The sequence below is a fragment of the Streptomyces qinglanensis genome (assembly GCF_900111245.1).
GTDB classification, from domain to species: domain Bacteria; phylum Actinomycetota; class Actinomycetes; order Streptomycetales; family Streptomycetaceae; genus Streptomyces; species Streptomyces qinglanensis.
Map to the genome: position 1 here is coordinate 43,651 of NZ_FOGO01000019.1, position 19,211 is coordinate 62,861.

General features: G+C 73.4%; 14 protein-coding genes and 1 riboswitch. Of the genes, 5 read left to right on the top strand and 9 right to left on the bottom strand.

The annotated features are described in order from the left end of the window. The first annotated feature begins 138 nt into the window (after positions 1 to 138). On the top strand, positions 139 to 1,485 hold the full coding sequence (locus BMX65_RS29075) for a D-arabinono-1,4-lactone oxidase (RefSeq protein ID WP_075003343.1): 1,347 nt from the start codon (positions 139 to 141) through the stop codon (positions 1,483 to 1,485). A gap of 103 nt (positions 1,486 to 1,588) precedes the next feature. Here BMX65_RS29075 and BMX65_RS29080 read toward each other — a convergent pair whose 3' ends face one another. Further along, a complete protein-coding gene (locus tag BMX65_RS29080; protein ID WP_239501936.1) occupies positions 1,589 to 2,833 on the bottom strand; it encodes a hypothetical protein in 1,245 nt (414 codons plus the stop codon). A 460-nt stretch (positions 2,834 to 3,293) separates the two neighbouring features. Here BMX65_RS29080 and sepH point away from each other — a divergent pair, with 460 nt between their 5' ends. Continuing rightward, positions 3,294 to 4,403 carry a septation protein SepH gene (sepH, locus tag BMX65_RS29085; RefSeq protein WP_075003344.1) on the top strand — a complete coding sequence of 370 codons (1,110 nt, stop codon included), beginning with the start codon at positions 3,294 to 3,296 and terminating at the stop codon, positions 4,401 to 4,403. A 102-nt stretch (positions 4,404 to 4,505) separates the two neighbouring features. Here the strand turns inward: sepH and BMX65_RS29090 are convergent, their stop codons facing one another. Next, positions 4,506 to 5,375, bottom strand: coding sequence for a sulfurtransferase (locus BMX65_RS29090; protein WP_075003345.1), 870 nt, complete (start codon positions 5,373 to 5,375; stop codon positions 4,506 to 4,508). A 224-nt stretch (positions 5,376 to 5,599) separates the two neighbouring features. Between BMX65_RS29090 and BMX65_RS29095 the strand changes: the two genes are divergently transcribed. Further along, on the top strand, positions 5,600 to 6,394 hold the full coding sequence (locus BMX65_RS29095) for a VOC family protein (RefSeq protein ID WP_075003346.1): 795 nt from the start codon (positions 5,600 to 5,602) through the stop codon (positions 6,392 to 6,394). On the opposite strand, the gene BMX65_RS29100 is transcribed toward BMX65_RS29095, so the two are convergent. The 4 genes from BMX65_RS29100 to BMX65_RS29115 all read right to left on the bottom strand — a co-directional run bounded on the left by BMX65_RS29100 (position 6,360) and on the right by BMX65_RS29115 (position 11,818). Next, positions 6,360 to 7,073: a thymidine kinase gene (locus BMX65_RS29100; protein WP_075003347.1), complete on the bottom strand. Its 714-nt coding sequence runs from the start codon at positions 7,071 to 7,073 to the stop codon at positions 6,360 to 6,362. The two genes, BMX65_RS29095 and BMX65_RS29100, sit on opposite strands and share 35 nt — an antisense overlap. Before the next feature lie 82 nt (positions 7,074 to 7,155). Then, on the bottom strand, positions 7,156 to 8,403 hold the full coding sequence (locus BMX65_RS29105; RefSeq protein ID WP_398764194.1) for an alkaline phosphatase family protein: 1,248 nt from the start codon (positions 8,401 to 8,403) through the stop codon (positions 7,156 to 7,158). Next, positions 8,400 to 9,002: a DUF5998 family protein gene (locus BMX65_RS29110; protein ID WP_075003348.1), complete on the bottom strand. Its 603-nt coding sequence runs from the start codon at positions 9,000 to 9,002 to the stop codon at positions 8,400 to 8,402. The genes BMX65_RS29105 and BMX65_RS29110 overlap by 4 nt, the downstream gene beginning before the upstream one ends. A 71-nt stretch (positions 9,003 to 9,073) precedes the next feature. Continuing rightward, positions 9,074 to 11,818 (bottom strand): bifunctional acetate--CoA ligase family protein/GNAT family N-acetyltransferase, encoded by a 2,745-nt coding sequence (locus BMX65_RS29115; RefSeq protein ID WP_075003349.1) that lies wholly within the window; start codon positions 11,816 to 11,818, stop codon positions 9,074 to 9,076. Positions 11,819 to 11,986: 168 nt separating this feature from the next. Here BMX65_RS29115 and BMX65_RS29120 point away from each other — a divergent pair, with 168 nt between their 5' ends. Then, positions 11,987 to 12,268 (top strand): HPr family phosphocarrier protein, encoded by a 282-nt coding sequence (locus BMX65_RS29120; protein WP_027760887.1) that lies wholly within the window; start codon positions 11,987 to 11,989, stop codon positions 12,266 to 12,268. 128 nt (positions 12,269 to 12,396) lie between these two features. On the opposite strand, the gene BMX65_RS29125 is transcribed toward BMX65_RS29120, so the two are convergent. From BMX65_RS29125 to BMX65_RS29135, 3 genes are all read right to left on the bottom strand, one after another. Then, positions 12,397 to 13,218: a M23 family metallopeptidase gene (locus tag BMX65_RS29125; RefSeq protein ID WP_075003350.1), complete on the bottom strand. Its 822-nt coding sequence runs from the start codon at positions 13,216 to 13,218 to the stop codon at positions 12,397 to 12,399. 14 nt (positions 13,219 to 13,232) lie between these two features. Further along, positions 13,233 to 13,388, bottom strand: a riboswitch (cyclic di-AMP (ydaO/yuaA leader). A gap of 215 nt (positions 13,389 to 13,603) precedes the next feature. Then, positions 13,604 to 14,983, bottom strand: a complete 1,380-nt coding sequence (locus BMX65_RS29130) for a M16 family metallopeptidase (protein ID WP_075003419.1) — start codon at positions 14,981 to 14,983, stop codon at positions 13,604 to 13,606. 56 nt (positions 14,984 to 15,039) lie between these two features. After that, the gene (locus BMX65_RS29135; protein WP_075003351.1) at positions 15,040 to 16,362 is read right to left on the bottom strand and encodes a M16 family metallopeptidase; all 1,323 of its coding nucleotides are present in this window, start codon (positions 16,360 to 16,362) and stop codon (positions 15,040 to 15,042) included. A 273-nt stretch (positions 16,363 to 16,635) separates the two neighbouring features. On the opposite strand from BMX65_RS29135, the gene BMX65_RS29140 reads away from it, so the two are divergent. Next, positions 16,636 to 19,095 (top strand): DNA gyrase/topoisomerase IV subunit A, encoded by a 2,460-nt coding sequence (locus BMX65_RS29140; RefSeq protein ID WP_075003352.1) that lies wholly within the window; start codon positions 16,636 to 16,638, stop codon positions 19,093 to 19,095. The last annotated feature ends 116 nt before the right edge of the window (positions 19,096 to 19,211 follow it).

The following is a 19,211-nucleotide window of genomic DNA, read 5'->3' on the forward strand; positions in this document are numbered from 1 at the left end:
CTGTGCGAGAGCCGTGAGTATGATCCCTCTCCAACTGGTGGGGACCCACCGGTGCGGGGGGCGTCGGCGGTCGTGGTGCGTTCCTCGGCCCCGGCCGCGCTCTGGACAGAGCGCCGCGGCGAGAGGGGACAGGCACAGATGAGCGGGCGATCAGGTGTGCGGTCGACGGCGGACGGCCGGACGGGAACGTGGCGGAACTGGGCGGGCAACGTGGTGGCCGCCCCTCGGCGGACGGTCTCGCCCTCCACCACGGAGGCGCTGGCCGAGGTGGTGCGCCGTGCGGCCGCGGACGGGCTGCGCGTGAAAGCGGCGGGCACCGGGCATTCGTTCACCGGCGCCGCCGTCACGGACGGGGTGCTCGTCCGGCCCGAGCGGCTGACCGGAGTGCGCGCCGTGGACCGGGCCGCGGGCACGGTCACCGTCGCGGCGGGTACCCCGCTGAAGGTGCTGAACGCCGCGCTGGCGGCCCGGGGCCTGTCGCTGACGAACATGGGCGACATCATGGAGCAGACCGTCTCGGGCGCCGTCAGCACCGGCACCCATGGCACGGGCCGCACCTCGGCCTCGGTCGCCGCGCAGATCACCGAGCTGGAGCTGGTGCTCGCCGACGGCTCCGTGGTCCGCTGCTCGGCGGAGGGCACACCGCAGGAGCGGGCCCTCTTCGCCGCCGCGCGGGTGGGGCTGGGGGCGCTGGGCGTGGTCAGCGAGATCACCTTCGCGGTGGAACCGGAGTTCCTGCTGAGCGCGCGGGAGGAACCGATGCCGTTCGACCGGGTCGTCGGCGAGTTCGATCAGTTGGTGGCCGAGAACGAGCACTTCGAGTTCTACTGGTTCCCGCACACCGAGAGTTGCAACACCAAGCGCAACAACCGCAGTGCGGGCCCCGCGGCTCCGCTCACCCCGCTGCGGGGCTGGGTCGACGACGAGTTGCTCTCCAACGGCGTCTTCCAGGCGGCCTGCTCGCTCGGCAGGGCGATACCCGCCGCCGTCCCCGGGGTGGCCCGCGTCTCCAGTCGCGCGCTGTCGGCACGCAGCTACACCGACATCCCGTACAAGGTCTTCACCAGTCCGCGCCGGGTGCGCTTCCTGGAGATGGAGTACGCGATACCGCGGGCCGCGCTGGTGGAGGCACTGCGCGCGCTGAAGGCGCTGGTGGAGCGCTCGGACTTCCGGGTGAGCTTTCCCGTGGAGGTACGTACCGCGCCCGCGGACGACATCCCCCTGTCGACGGCGAGCGGCCGTGAGACGGCGTACGTGGCGGTGCACATGTACCGGGGCACCCCGCACGAGGCGTACTTCAGCGCGGTCGAGCGGATCATGACGGCGCACGCCGGCCGCCCGCACTGGGGGAAACTGCACAGCAGGGACGCGGAGTACCTCGCCGGGGTGTATCCGCGCTTCGAGGAGTTCACGGCCCTGCGTGACCGCCTGGACCCGGACCGGGTCTTCGGCAACGACTACCTGCGGCGCGTGCTGGGCGACTGACACCCCTTGCGGGGCACAGGGGCGGTTGCGTCGCGACGGGCCGTGCCGCACATCGGGAGCGATGCACGGCACGGCCCGTCGCACTGCGGGACCGTCCGGGGTACTAGCCGGGCTGCTGGCCCTGCGGCGGATCGGCGCCGCTGCCGGAGCCTCCGGTCTCTCCCTGGTCGGTTCCGGCACCGCCGTCCTGCCCGCTGTCCGAGCCGCTGTCGCCTGTGCCGGTGTCGCCGCTGCCGGAGTCTCCACCGTCGTCGGTGCCGTCCGGCTGGGAGGGGGACGGCTCGGGGGTCGGCGTCGCTCCGCCACCGGTGTCACCGGAGTCACCGGAGTCGTTCCGTCCGCTCCGGTCGCCGTTCCGGTCGCCCGGATCGGCCGACTGTCCGGAGCCGGACGGGTCGGTGGTCGGGCGCTGCCCGTCCTCCGACCCGTCCGGGCCCGGACTCGCCGGGGGTGCGTCCGGGGAGTCGCCGGTGGAGGAGTCGTGGCCCGGCCGGAACACGTCGCTGAGCGAGGTGCCCTTCCCGCCGGAGACGTTGTGGCCGGAGAGCGCCTCGTAGAGCGTGATGCCGCCGATCGCGATCACGAACACCAGCACGGCGGGCAGCAGGGTGCGCCGCCAGCCGCGCCACGTGGTGCCGTGGGTGGTGGCCGAGGTGAACTCTCCGTCGCCGGGGACCTCCCCGGCTGCCGCCGCCCCGTCCCGCGCGGACGCGGACCGGTCGGCGCCCTCCAGCGCCCGGGTGGCGTCGGCGGGCTGCGGTGACCGCGCCGGGTGCCGGCTCCGCAGCACCCGGGTGGCGTCCGCGGTGCCCAGCACCTGGGTGGCGTCCGCGTCCCGGAGCGGGACGGCTTCGGCCTCGGAGCGCAGCGCCCCGGTCAGGTCGTCACGGCGCAGCGCTCGGGTCGCGTCGGTGCCGTCCGGCCCGGCGCCGCTGCCTGCCCCCTGCCCCCATGAGGTGGTGACGGGGCCGGAGCCGTGCAGCACATCGGCGTTGTGGACCGCCTGGCCGGTGTGCCCGCCCTCGTCGTCCTTCCAGCCGGCGGCCGGGTCCCGAACCGGGAGCTGCCGGGCCTTGGGCGGCACCGTGACTTCCTTGATCTGCTCGCCGGTCCTGCTGAAGAAGTGCTGGAAGACCGGGCCGCCGCTGGTCGCGACGAGGCTCATCACACCGGCGCCCAGGAAGGTGCCGTACACCCCGAGTTGCCCGGCGGCGAACGCGGCGACCACCGCGGCGACCGCACTGCCCAGCACCTGGGCCAGGCTCAGCTCCAGCCGTTTTCCACTCTTGCTCTCCTCCTGCTCGGGGGCTCCCCTGCTGGATATGGATTGCTTGTCGCTCTTGTCCATTTACCGCCCTTGATCGCACACTCCAAGCACTGTGCACGATTAGGGGACTTTCGAGCGAAGGTCAGGGTTCCATTTCGGGTGGTTCTGTGATGCTTCCCACCCCCGTATCCAGGCCAAATGGACTCTTGGGGCGTCAACTCCCTTACTCCGGAGCAACTTCGGAGGCGCGGCGGTCCACCCGGGTGGCCCTAATGGAGTAGTGTGACGAGCCCTGGTCTCGGTTCTGACCCGGCGTCGGCTGCACACGGTGACCACCTCGGTCACTGTGCGTTGTGAGGAGGCAACCGTGCCGTAGCGGCGGTTCCGGGCAGTTCCACACGATTCGAACAACGATCTGGAAACAGCCTCGGACCCCGAGGAAGTCGGCAAGGTTGTGGCAGGCTGCACCCGGGCAGGCCACACTCGTCTAGCGGGAGCAGCGACGCACGTGACGTCGGCAGGCACCACCCGGGAGGTCCCCATGCCCGAACTGCGTGTCGTGGCCGTCAGCAACGACGGCACACGACTGGTGCTCAAAGCTGCCGACAGCACGGAATACACGCTTCCGATCGACGAGCGGCTGCGCGCCGCCGTCCGGAACGACCGGGCGCGGCTGGGCCAGATCGAGATCGAGGTGGAGAGCCACCTGCGGCCTCGGGACATCCAGGCGCGGATAAGAGCCGGTGCCTCCGCCGAGGAGGTCGCCTCCCTCGCGGGCATCCCGGTCGACCGGGTGCGCCGCTTCGAGGGCCCGGTGCTCGCCGAGCGCGCCTTCATGGCCGAGCGCGCCCGCAAGACCCCGGTGCGCCGCCCCGGCGAGAACGTCGGCCCACAGCTCGGCGAGGCCGTGGCCGAACGGCTGCTGCTGCGCGGCGCCGACAAGGACTCCGTGCACTGGGACTCCTGGCGGCGCGACGACGGCACCTGGGAGGTGCTGCTCGCCTACCGCGTCGCGGCCCAGCCGCACTCCGCGACCTGGACCTACGATCCGCCGCGCCGCCTGGTGCAGGCAGTGGACGACGAGGCCAGGGCGCTGATCGGCGAGACCGACGACACCCCGGAGCCCAGCTTCCCGTTCGTGCCCCGGATCGCCCGGCTGCCCCGCGAGCGCCCGGACCGAGGTGAGCGCTCCGGCCGGCCCGAACTGGAGCCTGCCGCGCTGGCACCGGCGCCCGGCGACGAGGACGACCAGGCGCTGTCCGACGCCGAGGACGGCGCCGGCACCCCGGACTCGCTGACCAGCCTGCTGGAGGCGGTGCCCAGCTTCCGGGGCGACCTGGTCGTCCCGGAAGCACAGCCGGGTGCGGCGGAGGACGAGGACGACGAGGCGGCCGCCGCACTGGCCGAGACCGCCGCGGGCGAGCGGGAACGCGAGGAGGAGCCGGAGGCTGTCGAGCCGCCCGCCCCCGCCGCGAGCGCCGGTTCCGCCTACGCGGACGTACTGATGCCGCGCTCGGTGACCGCGCACCGGGACCGGCTCAAGGGCAACACCGACCGGCAGGCGGAGGCCGACGGCGTCCGTCCGGGCCGCCGGGCCGCGGTGCCGAGCTGGGACGAGATCGTCTTCGGCACCCGCCGCAAGAAGGAGTAGGCGGCGCATCGGGCCCCGGCCCGGGCAACGCGCACCGGGGGCGGTCCGAGCGGACCGCCCCCTGCTCTGTCCTCCGCGGCAGGTGACCGCGCCACGCAGGGCTCAGCCGCGCTCCGGCCCGGTGGCCACCGGGCGGCCTCCCCCGGCCGTCCACTCGCTCCAGGAGCCCACGTACAGCGCCGCCTCGATCCCGGCGAGGTGCAGGGCCAGCACTTCCTGGGCCGCGGAGACCCCGGAGCCGCAGTAGACGCCGACCTCCGTGCCCGGCCCGGCGCCCAGCGCCGCGAAGCGTTCCGCGAGGGCGTCCGGGGAGCGGAGGGTGCCCGCGTCGGTGAGGTTCTCCGTGGTGGGCGCCGAGACCGCGCCCGGGATGTGCCCCGCCACCGGGTCGAGGGGCTCCACCTCTCCGCGGTAGCGCTCCGCGGCGCGGGCGTCCAGCAGCACTCCGCGCCGGGCCAGAGCCGCGGCCTCGTCCGCGTCCAGGCACGGCAGGCCGCCGGAGGCGGGGGTGAAGTCGCCGGGCACCGGGTCGGGGGTCGCGGTGCTGAGCGGCAGCGGCTCCCCGCTCCCGGGGTCGCGGTGGCTCTGCCAGGCCGCCAGGCCGCCGTCCAGCACTCTGACGTCGGGGTGGCCCGCCCAGCGGAGCAGCCACCAGCAGCGGGCCGCGGCCCAGCCGCCGCCGGGGCCGCCGCCGTCGTAGACGACCACGGGGCGGTCCGCCGTCACTCCCGCGCGGCGCATCGCCGAGCCGAAGACGTCCGGTGCGGGCAGCGGGTGCCGGCCGGTCCCGGCCCCCGCGGGACCCGCGAGCTCGCTCTCCAGGTCGATGTAGACGGCACCGGGCAGATGGCCCGCCCGGTAGGCGGGCAGACCGGGCGGGTCGCCGGGCTTGTAGCGCACGTCGAGCAGCACGGGCGCGGCGCCGGCTGCGAGGTCGCCGGCGAGCGCCGTTGCGGAGATGATGGCTGTCATGGCGCCATCCTCGCGCAGGCCCGCTCCCCCGGGGTCCAGGGGTCGGTGACGGCACACGGATCGGGGATTCTCCACCGGAAGCGGCAACAGCGGCGCGGCCGGGGAGCGCGGCACGACGGATGGTGACAGCATCTGCACTGGCGAGTAGTCACGACGCCGCGGCAACGAGGCCGCGGCACTTCCACCCGCACGACCGCATCGATGATGGTCAAGGAGCGAAGCAGATGACCGAGGCAGCGACTCGGCTGCGGCACACGCCCGGCGCGCCCGCATGGGCGAGCCTGATGGTGCACGGACTGGACGGCGGCAAGGAGTTCTACCAGGGCCTGTTCGGCTGGGAGTTCCGGGCCGGTCCCCGGCAGCTCGGCCCGTACGTGCGCGCCGTCGCGGCGGGGCACGAGGTGGCCGGACTGGGCAAGAAGGCGGACGGCAGGCAGCTCCCGGTGGCGTGGCTGCCGTATCTGGCGACGGACGACGCCGACGACACGGCTTCCGCGGTCCGTTCGTACGGGGGCACGGTGGCGGTGGGTCCGCTGGACGCGGAGCAGGCGGGGCGGATGGCGATCGTCTCCGATCCGCACGGGGCCCCGTTCGGGCTGTGGCAGGACGTGCACGTGCCGGGTCTGGGCACGGCACCGCGCGGAATGGCCGGGGCTCCGGTGTGGTTCGAGCTGGTCACCCGGGAGACGGGCCGGGTGGTCAAGTTCTACCAGGCGGTGTTCGGTTACGACGTGCAGAGCGTCGAGGCGCCGGGCGTCGACTGTCTGACCCTGTGCGTGGCGGGCGTCCCGGTGGCGGGCATCCAGGGCGTGGGGGACGCCCTGCCGCGGGACCGGGGGCCGCACTGGCGTACGTACTTCGCGGTGGAGGATCCGGACGGGATGGCGGGCCGTGCGGAGAAGCTGGGCGGCGGTGTGGTGCGCCCCCCGGGCGACTCACCGTACGGGCGCGTGGCGACGCTGGCGGACCCGGAGGGCGCGCACTTCAGTGTGATCCGGCCCGCCGCAGCGGATCGCTGAGCCCGCGCCCGGGAGGGACCTTCGCCCCGGCGGGTTCGTCCACCGGGAGGACGTCGGGCGAGAGCGCTCCCGCCCCTGCCGAGGCGGCCGTCAGCCGTCTGCGGTGGTGGCGCCTGCACAGGACTTCGTAGCCGACTTCACCGCTGGGCTCCCCCACGTCCCCCACGACCACCTGAGCGCCCTCGACGACCATCCGGCCGCCGACGGTACGCGCGTTGTGGGTGGCGCGGGCGCCGCACCAGCACAGGGCCTCCACCTGGAGGGTCTCCATCCGGTCGGCCAGTTCCATCAGCCGCTGGGAGCCGGGGAAGAGGCGGGTGCGGAAGTCGGTGGCGATACCGAACGCGTAGACGTCGATCCCCAGGTCGTCGACGACGCGGGCGAGCTGTTCGACCTGTTCGGGCGAGAGGAACTGCGCCTCGTCCACGATCACGTAGTCGGTGCGGCCGCCCGAGGTCAGATGGCGGACCAGGTGCCGCTGGAAGTCGAGTTCCTCGGCCACCTCCACGGCCTCGGCGACCAGCCCGAGCCGGGAGGAGAGCTTGCCGGTGCCCGCGCGGTCGTCCCGGGTGAAGATCATGCCCTGCAGGCCGCGCGCCGAGCGGTTGTGCTCGATCTGGAGCGCGAGCGTGCTCTTTCCGCAGTCCATCGTTCCGGAGAAGAACACCAGCTCTGGCATGGGAGGTCGGGCCCTTTCTCGGTTCGGGTTCCTCGGGCGTGCGCACGTGGGGGCGCCGGGCGGGCGCACCGGACGCGGTGCGTCAGGTGCGGACCTCCAGCAGCGGGACGAGTTGCTCCGCGGACGTCGCCGAGCCGTGCATCCCGATCAGCTCGGACTCCTTGGGCTCGCGCCGGGTCGCCACCACGGCGACGTCGTCGCGCATCGCGGCGATCACGTCGCCGATCCTGCCGCGCACCCGCGGTTCGACGCCGGGGCCGAACCAGCCGAGGTCGACGGCCTCTTCGCGGGTGGCGACCCACGCCTGCTCGGCCAGCACCTCGCGCCAGACGGCGTGCACGTCGCCCGCCGCGCCGGGCACCGCGTACACGTGCCGCATCCGGCCCTCGCCGCCCAACTGCGCGACCCCGGCGCTCAGCTCCCAGTCCTCGTCGAAGTCGATCCGCGCCTCGGGCCCCTGCGGGATGTCGACCATGCCGTGGTCGGCGGTGACGTAGAGCACCGAGCGCGGGGGCAACTGCTCGGCGAGGCGCTGCGCGAGCCGGTCGACGTACATCAGCTGGCCCCGCCAGGCGTCCGAATCCATGCCGTGGCGGTGCCCGTTCCCGTCCAGCTCGGCGTAGTAGGTGTAGACGAGGGTGCGGTCCGCGGCGGCGAGGCGCTCGGCGGCCAGATCCATCCGGTCCTCGGCGGACAGCCGGCCCAGGAAGGTACCGCCGGAGAGGGCGATCTTGGTGAGCGGCGTGTGCTCGAAGTGCGGCGCCGTCACCTGGCAGACCTGCACTCCGGCGGCCGCGGCCTGCTGGAAGACGGTCGGGTACGGCTGCCACACGTGCGGCTCCGTCCAGGGCTGCCAGCGGAGCTGGTTCATCAGCGCGCCGGTGGCCGGGTCCAGCGCGGTGTAGCCGGGCAGTCCGTGCTCTCCGGGCACCCGACCGGTCCCCACCGAGGCCAGCGAGGTGGCCGTGGTGGAGGGGAATCCGGAGGTGATGGGTTCGCCCGTACCGGCGGTGGAGCCGGCGAGCAGCGAGGTGAGGAACGGCGCCTCGTCGGGGTGCGCCCTGAGCGCCTCCCAGCCCATCCCGTCCACCAGGAACACGCAGGCCCGGTCCGCGGGCGGGAGCCGCAGCCCGGCGGCCAGGCCGGGAACGCCGAGCCCGGCGGCCACGGACGGCAGCAGGTCGGCCAGCGAGCCGGAGCCGTAGCGCGGGACGGGGGCCGTGCGCGGGTCGAGCGGGCCGTCCGGCACGGCGCCGCCGTACCCGGCCCCACCGGACGGCGTCGGCGCGCCCGGTGCCGGGAACGGGTGCGGGATGTTCTCAGCGGTCACTGCGGGGATCCGACCCGGGTGGTTCCGGCGGTGGCCTCGGACAGCGCCTGCGCGAAGGCGAGGGTCTGGCGGACGGTGTCGGGACCGTCGCCCGCCTCGCTGACCCGCAGCGAGAGGTCGTCGGCCGTGGCGGATCCGGTGTAGCCGTGGTCGGCCTCGCAGTTGGGGTCGCCGCAGGTGGCCGGCTCCATGTCGAGCCGGGAGACGGCGCCCCAGCCGATGGTGAGGACGACCTCGCGGGGCAGGGTGCCGGGCGTGTAGGACTCGGGGTTGGCCACCACCCGCGAGAGCACCACGGAGGAGATCCGCTCCAGTTTCACGGACTCGGTGGAGGTGGTGGCGTAGGGCGAGGGCGAGGTGCCGTCCGCCGCCTGCTCGTCGGTGTGGCTGACGAGGAAGCGGGTGCGGGTGAGCACCAGGACCGTGACGTGGCGGCGGACCTCGTTGGAGTCGAACGTCGTCTCCTGGTGCACAAGGTATGAGGCCACGGGCTCGCCACCCACCGCCGCCTCGACGGCCTCGGCTACGAGGGCCGGGTAGTAGCCGCTGCGTTCGATCGCCTCACGCAGCCCCTGCGTCGTCGTACCGGTCTTCGCCATGACAGCCATCCTAAGGGCCGTACGGCGGGCTCGGCCCGGCCCGCTCCCCCCGGTGGGCCCCCGCAGCGCCGTCAGTACGCCGGGAGCCTGCGCGCGCCCAGGTCGGGGCGCCTTCCCGGGTCGGCGACACGGACGGAGGCGCTCAACACTGTCACACCGCGGGGCGCCACCACCACCGGGTCGAGCTCCACCGCGACCACCTGCGGATGATCGTCCATCAGCAGCGAGACCCGCAGCAGCACCTCCTCCAGCGCGGCGGTGTCGGAGGGCTCGGCCCCCCGCCAGCCGAACAGCAGCGGCGCGGAGCGGATGGCGCGGACCAGCCCGGCGGCCTCCTTGTCCGTGACGGGCACCAGGCGGTGCGCCGTGTCGCCGAGCAGCTCGGAGGGCGGACCGGCCAGCCCGAAGGAGAGCACGGCGCCGATGGCCGGGTCCAGGGTGCCGCGGACCAGGGTGCCCACGCCGCGCGGCGCCATCGCCTGCACGACCGGGCGCAGCTCCTCGGGGGCGCCGAGCCCCTCGGTGAGTTCCCGGTAGGCCCGGCGCAGCCCGTTCTCGCCCGCGATGTCCAGCCGCACGCCGCCCAGGTCGGCGCGGTGCCGCAGATGCGGCGCCGTGGTCTTGAGCGCGACGGGGAAGCCGAGGGTGCGGGCCGCCTCGACGGCCGCGTCGGCGTCCGGCGCCGGGAGCGTGGGCTGTACCGGGATGCCGTAGCTGAGCAGCAGCCGCGCCGTCTCCTCGTCGGTCAGGGTCCGGCCGCGGCCCGGAGAGGCCGGCGTCGCCTCGGCCAGCAGCCCGGTCGCCGCGGATTCGTCCACGTCGAGGTCGGGCACCTTGCCGGGGCTGCCGGCCTCCGCGCGCCAGCGGGCGTAGCGCACCGCCTCGGCCAGGGCGCCGGAGGCGCGCTCCGGGGTCGGGTAGGAGGGCAGGCCGCGCTGGGCGAGGGCTTTCTGCAGTCCCTCCATCGCCAGGTGGACGACCGCGACCGGCTTGCGCGGGGTGCCCTCGGCCGCGGCCGCCTCGACTGCTTCCCGCAGCGCGTCCGCGAGGGCCTCGACGTGGCCGCCGGGCGGGGTGCGGGGCTCGACCGCTCCGGCGCTGTCCGGCAGCTCGGTCGGCACGGTGGGGACCACGGTGACCAGTACGGCGTCCGCTGCCGGGTCGGCGAGCGCGGTGCGCAGCGCCCGGCCGAACGCGCCCGGCCCGGCCGAACCGGGCAGTGCCACGACCGGACGGGGCTGCAGCCCGTCGGTGAGGCAGGCGTCGTAGGCCAGCAGGCTCATCGCGTCGGTGTTGCCGAGGATGCCGACCCGCGGGCCTGCGGGGGGCGGCTGCTCGGTCAGGAGTACCCCGGTGTCCAGCAGCTCGGTGAAGGTGTCGACCATCAGGACGCCGGCCTGGCGCAGCAGGGTGCGGACGGTGGTGTCGGGGGTGCGTGCCGCGGGCGCCGCGTGGCCGGGCGGCGGCGTGCTGCCGCGCTGCCGGGCACCCTTGACGACGACGACCGGCTTGCGGGCCGCGGTGCGCCGGGCGAGCCGGGTGAACTTGCGGGGGTTGCCGATGGACTCCAGGTACATCAGGACGACGTCGGTGGCCGCGTCCTCGTCCCAGTGCTGCAGGAGGTCGTTCCCGGAGACGTCGGCGCGGTTGCCCGCCGAGACGAAGGAGGAGGGCCCGATGCCGCGCCGGTCCAGACCGTCGAGCAGCGCGATGCCGATGGCCCCGGACTGGGTGAAGACGCCGATGCCGCCGCGCTCGGGCATCCGCAGCGCCGGGGTGGCGTTCAGCCGCACGTCCTCACCGGTGTTGATCAGTCCGAGGGCTCCGGGGCCGATCAGCCGCATGCCGTAGGAGCGGGCGAGCCGCACCAGCTCGCGCTGCTCGTCCCGGCCGACCCCCTCGGAGAGGACGACCAGCCCCTGCACGTCCGCCTCGCCGCACTCGGTGACCGCCCGGTGGAGCTGGTCGGCGGGGACGGCCAGCACGGCCAGGTCGACGTGGTCGGGGACGTCCCGCACCGAGCGGTGTCCCGACACCCCGGCCGGCAGCACGGCCTCCTGCGGGTCCAGCGCGTGGTTGACGGCGTGCAGCCGACCGGCGAAGCCCCCGGCGCGCAGGCTGTCGAGCACCGCGCGCCCGGCGCCGCCGGGGCTGCGGCTGACCCCGACGACCGCCACGGAGCCGGGGGCCAGGAGGCGCGCGACGGAGCGGGCCTCGGCGCGCTGCTCGCGGGCCCGCATGACGGCCAGCGAGCGCTCGGTGGGTTCCAGGTCGAGGGTGAGGCGGACCGCGCCGTCCTCGAAGCTGCGCTTCTGGAAGTAGCCGGCGTCCGTGAACACCTTGATCATCTTGGTGTTGGCCGGCAGCACCTCGGCGGCGAAGCGGCGGATGCCGCGCTCCCGGGCCACGGCGCCGATGTGTTCGAGGAGGGCCGAGGCCACTCCCCTGCCCTGCTGGTCGTCGCGGACCAGGAAGGCGACCTCGGCCTCGTCGGCGGGCTCGCTCGCGGGGCGGCCGAGGTGGTCGATGCGGTCGTAGCGCACGGTCGCGATGAACTCGCCGCCGATGGTCGCCGCGAGGCCGACCCGGTCGACGTAGTCGTGGTGCGTGAAGCGGCGCACGTCGCGGTCGGACAGCCGGGGGTAGGGCGCGAAGAAGCGGTAGTACTTGGACTCGTCCGACACCTGCTCGTAGAAGCTGACCAGCCGCTCCGCGTCGTCCGGGGCGATCGGCCGCACCCGGGCCGTACCGCCGTCGCGCAGCACGATGTCCGCTTCCCAGTGGGCCGGGTAGGCGCGCTCCTCGGGGCTCGGCATGAGGCCAGCGTACGGCGGAGGGAGGGCGCGTGCTCAGGGGTGTGCGGAGGCGTCGTATCGTCGGCGGCCTGAGCACCGTCTCCGGGGGTCCGCCGCCGGTTCACGGTGGACTCGGGCGACCGTGCAAGACTGGTCTAGACAACCTCGTACGACTCGAAGGGCAACACCATGGTTGAGCGCCGCGTCACCGTCGGCTGGGCCGAGGGGCTGCACGCCCGCCCCGCCTCCATCTTCGTCCGCGCCGCGTCGGCGACCGGAGTGCCCGTCACCGTCCGGAAGGGCGAGGGCACCCCCGTCAACGCGGCCTCCATGCTCGGCGTGCTCGGCCTCGGCGCCGAGGGCGGCGAGGAGATCGTCCTGGCCTCCGAGGCGGACGGCGCGGAGGCGGCTCTGGACCGGCTGGCCAAGCTGGTCGCGGACGGACTGGAGGAGCTTCCGGAGACGGTCTGAACGCCTGCCGGTAGCCGGTACCAGGCACACCTCTGCGGCCGCCGGAGCGGGCGGCACCGCAGCCCGCATGCGGCAAGCCCCCGGTCACCGGACCGGGGGCTTGCCGCATGCGGTGCCGGGGACGCGCGTCAGACCTTCACGCCGTGCTTGCGCAGGTAGGCGACCGGGTCGATGTCCGAACCGTAGTCGGGGCCGGTGCGGGCCTCGAAGTGCAGGTGAGGGCCGGAGGAGTTGCCGGTCGAGCCGGAGAGCCCGATCTGCTGACCCGAGGTGACCTGCTGGCCGACCGAGACGCCGATCGAGTTGAGGTGGCCGTACTGGGTGTACGTGCCGTCCTTGTGCTTGATCACGATGTTGTTGCCGTAGGCACCGCCGTTCCCGGCCTCCACGACCTCGCCGGCGGCCACCGAATGGACCGGAGTGTTCATCCCCGCGTGGAAGTCGATCCCGGTGTGGCTGCCGGACGACCACATGCCGCCGCCCTGCTGGTAGCCGGTCGAGACATAGGAGCCCTCGACGGGCAGCACGTAGGCGTTGAGCTTCGCGCGCTCGGCCTCCCGGGCCGCCTTGCGCTTGGCCTCGCGCTCCTTCTCCGCCTTCTCGGCAGCAGCCTTGCGCCTGGCCTCGTCGGCCTTCCGCTTGGCCTCCGCCTTCGCCTCGGCGGCCGCCTCCTTGGCCTCGGACTCGGCCTTGGCCTGCTCGGCCCGGAGGGCCTGCGCGGACGCCTGCTCGTCCAGCGTCGCCGAGATCGGGCCGCCGACGGCCTCGCTCACCTCCGCGTTCTGCTGGAGCGGCGCGTGGTTCTGCCCGCCGCTCGCGGCGAAGGCGGGGGAGGCGATGGACCCGACGACGCCCACGGTGGCGAGGCCGGCTATGCCGGCCGCCCCGCCCGCGGTCCTGCGGGTCTTGCTCGGACGCCGGTGCTTGCCGGTGGCACGGGTGAACGCCATAGGGCGGCGTACTCCTTTCCTTCCTTCTCGCCTACCGGGTTAGCTGACGGGTTCGGAGCAGGAAGGTCTCCTACGGACCGCCTCTTGCGAGGCCGTCCGATTCACCCCAATGGGACGTGGGTCCCCGGTCCCCCTCGGCCACTGCCTCGGGGATTCGGCGATCGCGGTCCGTCGGCCGCGGGTGCGGTCACTTCTGACGGACAGCGGCAACGACGCTAATCGGGGCCAACTCCGAGCGGCAAACGCATCCCTGGTTTTGTCACGTACGCCACACTCCAACTCGCCAGCAACCGCGACGAAAGCGGACATCGCAAGGGGCCCGGAAGGAGTAGTTCCTCCGCCCGGGCCCCACTTCCACCCCTGGCACGCGCCCGTCGGCGAGTGCTCAGCCGCCGGTGACCACCTTGACCTCGCCGATGCCCAACTCCCGTACCGGATCGGCGATCTGGGACGCGTCGCCGACGAGCACCGTCACCAGCCGGTCGGCGGGCAGCGCGCTGACGGCCGCCGCCGTGGCCTCCACCGTGCCGGTCTCGGCCAGTTGGGCGTAGAGCCGGCCCTGGAAGTCGTCGGGCAGGTGCTCCTCGACCTGGTCGGCCAGCGTCTCCGCGACGGCCTGGGCCGTCTCGTAGCGCAGCGGAGCGACCCCCACCAGGTTCTGCACGGCCACGTCCCGCTCCTCGTCGGTCAGCCCCTCCGCCGCCAGCGTCCGCAGCACCTGCCACAGATCGGCCAGCGCGGGACCGGTCACGTCGGTGGCGACCGAGCCGCTGATGGCCAGCAGCGCGGCCCCGCTGCCGTCCTCCGCCGAACGCAGCACATGCCCGAACGCGCGGACGCCGTAGGTGTAGCCCTTCTCCTCGCGCAGCACCCGGTCCAGCCGGGAGGTGAGGGTGCCCCCCAAGCAGTAGACGCCCAGCAGTTGCGCGGGCCACACCCGGTCGTGCCGGTCCGCTCCGACCCGCCCGATCAGCAACTGCGTCTGCACCGCACCGGGCCGGTCCACGATGACGACCCGGCCGGTGTCGTCGGCGGTGATCGGCGGCATCGCACGCGAGTCGACCACAGCACCCGTCCAGCCGCCCAGCGTCTCGGCGAGCGCCGCCTCGACGCCGCCGTCGCGGAGCCCGTCCAGATCGCCGACCACCACGGCGGTCGCCGTCGCGGGGCGCACATGGGCCTCGTAGAAGGCGCGTACCGCCGCCGCGTCGATGCGCCGCACCGTCTCCTCGGTGCCCTGCCGGGGCCGCGACATCCGCGCCTCGGCCGGGAACAGCTCGCGGGAGAGCTCCTTGGCCGCGCGGCGGGCGGGATTGGCCAGCTCGTGCGGGATCTCGTCCAGCCGGTTGGCCACCAGCCGCTCGATCTCGCTGTCGGGGAACGCCGGGGCGCGCAGCGCGTCCGCGAGCAGCCCCAGCGCCTTGTGCAACCGCGACACGGGCACCTCGAGCGACACCCGCACACCGGCGTGGTCGGCGTTCGCGTCGAGCGTGGCACCGCAGCGCTCCAGCTCCGCGGCGAACTCCTCCGCCGTGTGCTTGTCCGTGCCCTCGCTCAGCGCCCGGGCCATGATGGTGGCGACACCGTCCAGCCCCTCCGGCTCGGCGTCCAGCGGCGCGCGCAGGTCCACCTCGACGGCGACGACCTCCTGGCCGGGCCGGTGGCAGCTCAGCACCGTCAGCCCGTTGGAGAGCGTGCCGCGCTCGGGGGTGGGGAAGGCCCACGGCTTGGGAGCACCGCCGGCCGGCCGGGGGTGGAACTCCATGCTCTCGCCTGCTGCCGCCGCGATGCCCGCGGGGCTCGTGCTCGCCGGTGTCTCGCTCACTGCCCGGTCTCCTCGTCGTCGTTCGCCAGCGGTTCGTACACGAGCACGGCACGGTTGTCCGCACGCAGCCGCTCCGCCGCCACCTGCCGCACCTCCTCGCGGGTCACGTCCAGGACGCGCCGCACCGCGGTGAGCGCGAGCTGGGGATCGCCGAAGAGCACCGCGTACCGGCACAGTTCGTCGGCCCGGCCGCCGACCGTGCCGAGCCGGTCCAGCCACTCGCGCTCCAGCTGGGCCTGGGCCCGCTCCATCTCCTCCTCGCTGGGCCCCTCCTCGGCGAAGCGGCGCAGCTCCTCGTCCACCGCCACCTGGATGTCGGCGGTCTCCGCGCCGCTGGACGCCTTGATGTCCAGCCAGCCCAGCGAGGGGGCGCCCGCCAGCCGCAGCAGCCCGAAACCGGCCGCCACGGCCGTACGGTCGTGCCGCACCAGCCGGGTGTAGAGCCGGGAGGACTCGCCGCCGCCGAGCGCGGTCAGCGCCAGGTCGGCGGCGTCCGCCTCGCGGGTGCCGTCGTGCGGCAGGCGGTAGCCGTTCATCAGCGCGCGGGAGGGCACGTCCTCCTCGACGACCTCCCGCTGCTCCTCCCCGACCGGGTCCGGGAGCGCACCGTCCCGCGGGGGGCGCTTGCCGTCGTGGCCGGGGATGGAACCGAAGTACTTCTCGATCCAGGCCAGCGTCGTGTCCGGGTCGATGTCGCCGACCACCGAGAGGACGGCGTTGTTGGGCGCGTAGTAGGTGCGGAAGAACTCCCGTGCGTCCTCCAGCGAGGCCGCGTCCAGGTCGGCCATGGAACCGATCGGGGTGTGGTGGTAGGGGTGGCCCTCGGGGTAGACCATGGCCGTCATGCGTTCGAACGCGGTGCCGTAGGGCACGTTGTCGTAGCGCTGGCGGCGCTCGTTCTTGACCACGTCGCGCTGGTTCTCCATGGACTCCTCGTCCAGCGCGGCCAGCAGCGAACCCATCCGGTCCGCCTCCAGCCACAGGGCGAGCTCCAGCTCGTGGGCCGGCATGGTCTCGAAGTAGTTGGTGCGCTCGAAGCTGGTCGTGCCGTTGAGCGAGCCGCCCGCACCCTGCACCAGCTCGAAGTGGCCGTTGCCCTGGACCTGCGCCGAGCCCTGGAACATCAGGTGCTCGAAGAGGTGGGCCAGGCCGGTGCGGCCCTCGGCCTCGTGGCGGGAACCGACGTCGTACCAGAGGCAGACAGCGGCGACGGGGGTCAGATGATCCTCGGAGAGCACCACCCGCAGGCCGTTGGCCAGCCGGTGCTCCGTCGCTGTCAGCCCACCGGTGGCCGGCGGGGGCGTGGCCGTGTGACCCATGGGCGTGGAGTCCCTTCGCTCGCGGGATGTCCCGGCCCGACGCCGGGAACTGCCGCCGCCGCGCGTCTCACGCGACCGGCGGCCCTGTCACTGTATGCAACCACGCCGACAAGGTGCGAAGTTCCCGTACGGTCTACCGAGCGACCGCCCTGTCAGTGCGGCGGTCCACAATGGTCGACCGGGACCCGTCCGGTCGGCCGACCGCAGGGCCCGTACCAGCCACAGCCGACAGCACAAGAGCGACCGCACGAAGCCGAAGGAGCCGCAGCCGCGATGGCCCGCCGCAGTAAAAGCCGTACACCGGCACCGGAGCCGGGAGAGGACTTCGAGGAGCGCATCGTCGACATCGACGTCGTCGACGAGATGCAGGGCTCCTACCTGGAGTATGCGTATTCGGTCATCTACTCGCGCGCGCTCCCCGACGCCCGCGACGGGATGAAGCCCGTGCAGCGCCGGATCCTGTACCAGATGCACGAGATGGGGCTGCGCCCCGACAGGTCGTACGTGAAGTGCGCGCGCGTGGTGGGCGAGGTGATGGGAAAGCTCCACCCGCACGGCGACTCCCCCATCTACGACGCGCTCGTGCGCATGGCGCAGGACTTCTCGATGCGCCTGCCGCTCGTGGACGGGCACGGGAACTTCGGTTCACTGGGCAACGACGACCCGCCGGCGGCGATGCGGTACACCGAGTGCCGCTCCGCGCCGGCCGCGGGACTGATGGTCGAGTCGATCGACGAGGAGACCGTCGACTTCGGCGCCAACTACGACGGCAGCGAGGAGGAGCCCGTCACGCTGCCGGCGGCCTACCCCAACCTGCTGGTCAACGGCTCCTCGGGGATCGCGGTCGGGATGGCGACGAACATGCCCCCGCACAACCTGGGCGAGGTCGTCGCGGCGGCCCGGCATCTGATCAAGCATCCGGGTGCCGACCTGGAGACCCTGATGGGTTTCATCCCCGGTCCCGATCTGCCGACCGGCGGCAAGATCGTCGGCCGGGAGGGCATCAGGGACGCCTACGTCTCCGGACGCGGCACCTTCAAGATCCGGGCGACGGTGTCGATCGAGCAGGTCACCGCCCGGCGCAAGGGCATCGTGGTCACCGAACTGCCGTTCGCCGTCGGTCCCGAGAAGGTCATCTCCAAGATCAAGGACCTGGTCAACGCGAAAAAGCTCCAGGGCATCGCGGACGTCAAGGACCTCACCGACCGCGAGCACGGGCTCCGGCTGGTCATCGAGGTCAAGAACGGCTTCAACCCGGAGGCCGTGCTCTCCCAGCTCTACAAGCTGACGCCGATGGAGGAGTCCTTCGGCATCAACAACGTCGCGCTGGTGGACGGCCAGCCCCTCACCCTCGGCCTCAAGGAGCTGCTGGAGGTCTACGTCGACCACCGCTTCTCCGTGGTGCGCCGGCGCAGCGAGTTCCGGCGCGGCAAGCGGCGCGACCGGCTGCACCTGGTGGAGGGCCTGCTGGTGGCGCTCGTCGACATCGACGAGGTCATCAGAATCATCCGGTCGAGTGAGAACGCCGCCGAGGCAAAGACCTCGCTCATCTCCCGGTTCGGCCTCAGCGAGATCCAGACCCAGTACATCCTGGACACTCCGCTGCGTCGGCTGACCAAGTTCGACCGGATCGAGCTGGAGGACGAGCGGGACCGGCTCAAGGGCGAGATCGAGCAGTTGACGCGCATCCTGGAGTCGGACGCGGAGCTGCGCAAGCTGGTCTCCACGGAGCTCTCCGCCATCGCCAAGAAGTACAGCACGCCGCGCCGCACCGAGCTGCTGGACTCCGCCGAGGCCCCGGTCACCTCCGTTCCGCTGGAGGTCGCCGACGACCCCTGCCGGGTGCTGCTCTCCTCCACCGGCCTGCTCGCCCGCACGGCCAACGGCGAAGCCGAGTTCGGCCAGGCCCCCAAGCGCGTCAAACACGACGTGATCGTCTCCGCCGTGCCCGCCACCACCCGCGGCGAGGTCGGCGCCGTGACCTCGACCGGCCGCCTGCTACGGCTGCAAGTGGTGGACCTGCCCCAGCTCCCGGAGTCGACCACCTCGCCCAACCTGGCGGGCGGGGCGCAGATCTCGGAATTCCTCACCCTGGAGTCCGACGAGACGCTGATCTGCCTGACGACGCTGGACGAGTCCTCTCCCGGCCTGGCGATCGGCACCCAGCAGGGCATCGTCAAGCGCGTGGTCCCCGACTATCCGGCCAACCGCGGTGAGCTGGAGGTCATCACCCTCAAGGAAGGCGACCGCATCGTCGGAGGCGCCGAACTGCGCACCGGTGAGGAGGACCTGGTCTTCATCACCGACGACGCGCAACTGCTGCGCTTCCAGGCCGGCCAGGTGCGCCCGCAGGGCCGCCCCGCGGGCGGGGTCGCGGGCATCAAGCTCGCCCAGGACGTGCAGGTGCTCTTCTTCGGCGCCGTCGACCCGGCCTCCGAGGCGGCGGTGTTCACCGCGGCCGGTGCGGAAGGCACCCTCGACGACTCGCTGAGCACCGCGAAGCTCACCCTGTTCGACCAGTACCCGCGCAAGGGCCGGGCGACGGGCGGCGTGCGCTGCCAGCGCTTCCTCAAGGGCGAGGACCGGCTGCGGCTGGCCTGGGCCGGCACCACACCCGCGCTGGCGGCGACCAAGAGCGGCGCCCCCGCCGAGCTGCCCGAACCCGATCCCCGCAGGGACGGGTCGGGGCTGCCGCTGAAGAAGCCGGTCGCCGCGGTGGCCGGACCCGTGTAGCAGAACGTCCGGCAGTACGGCTTCCGGGAGTGCGGGCTCCCGGGACCGGCTGGTGCGTACCGGGGCCCGGGGCCGGAGGCGAGTGGCGCAGCCACCGGCTCCGGCCCCGGGCCCCG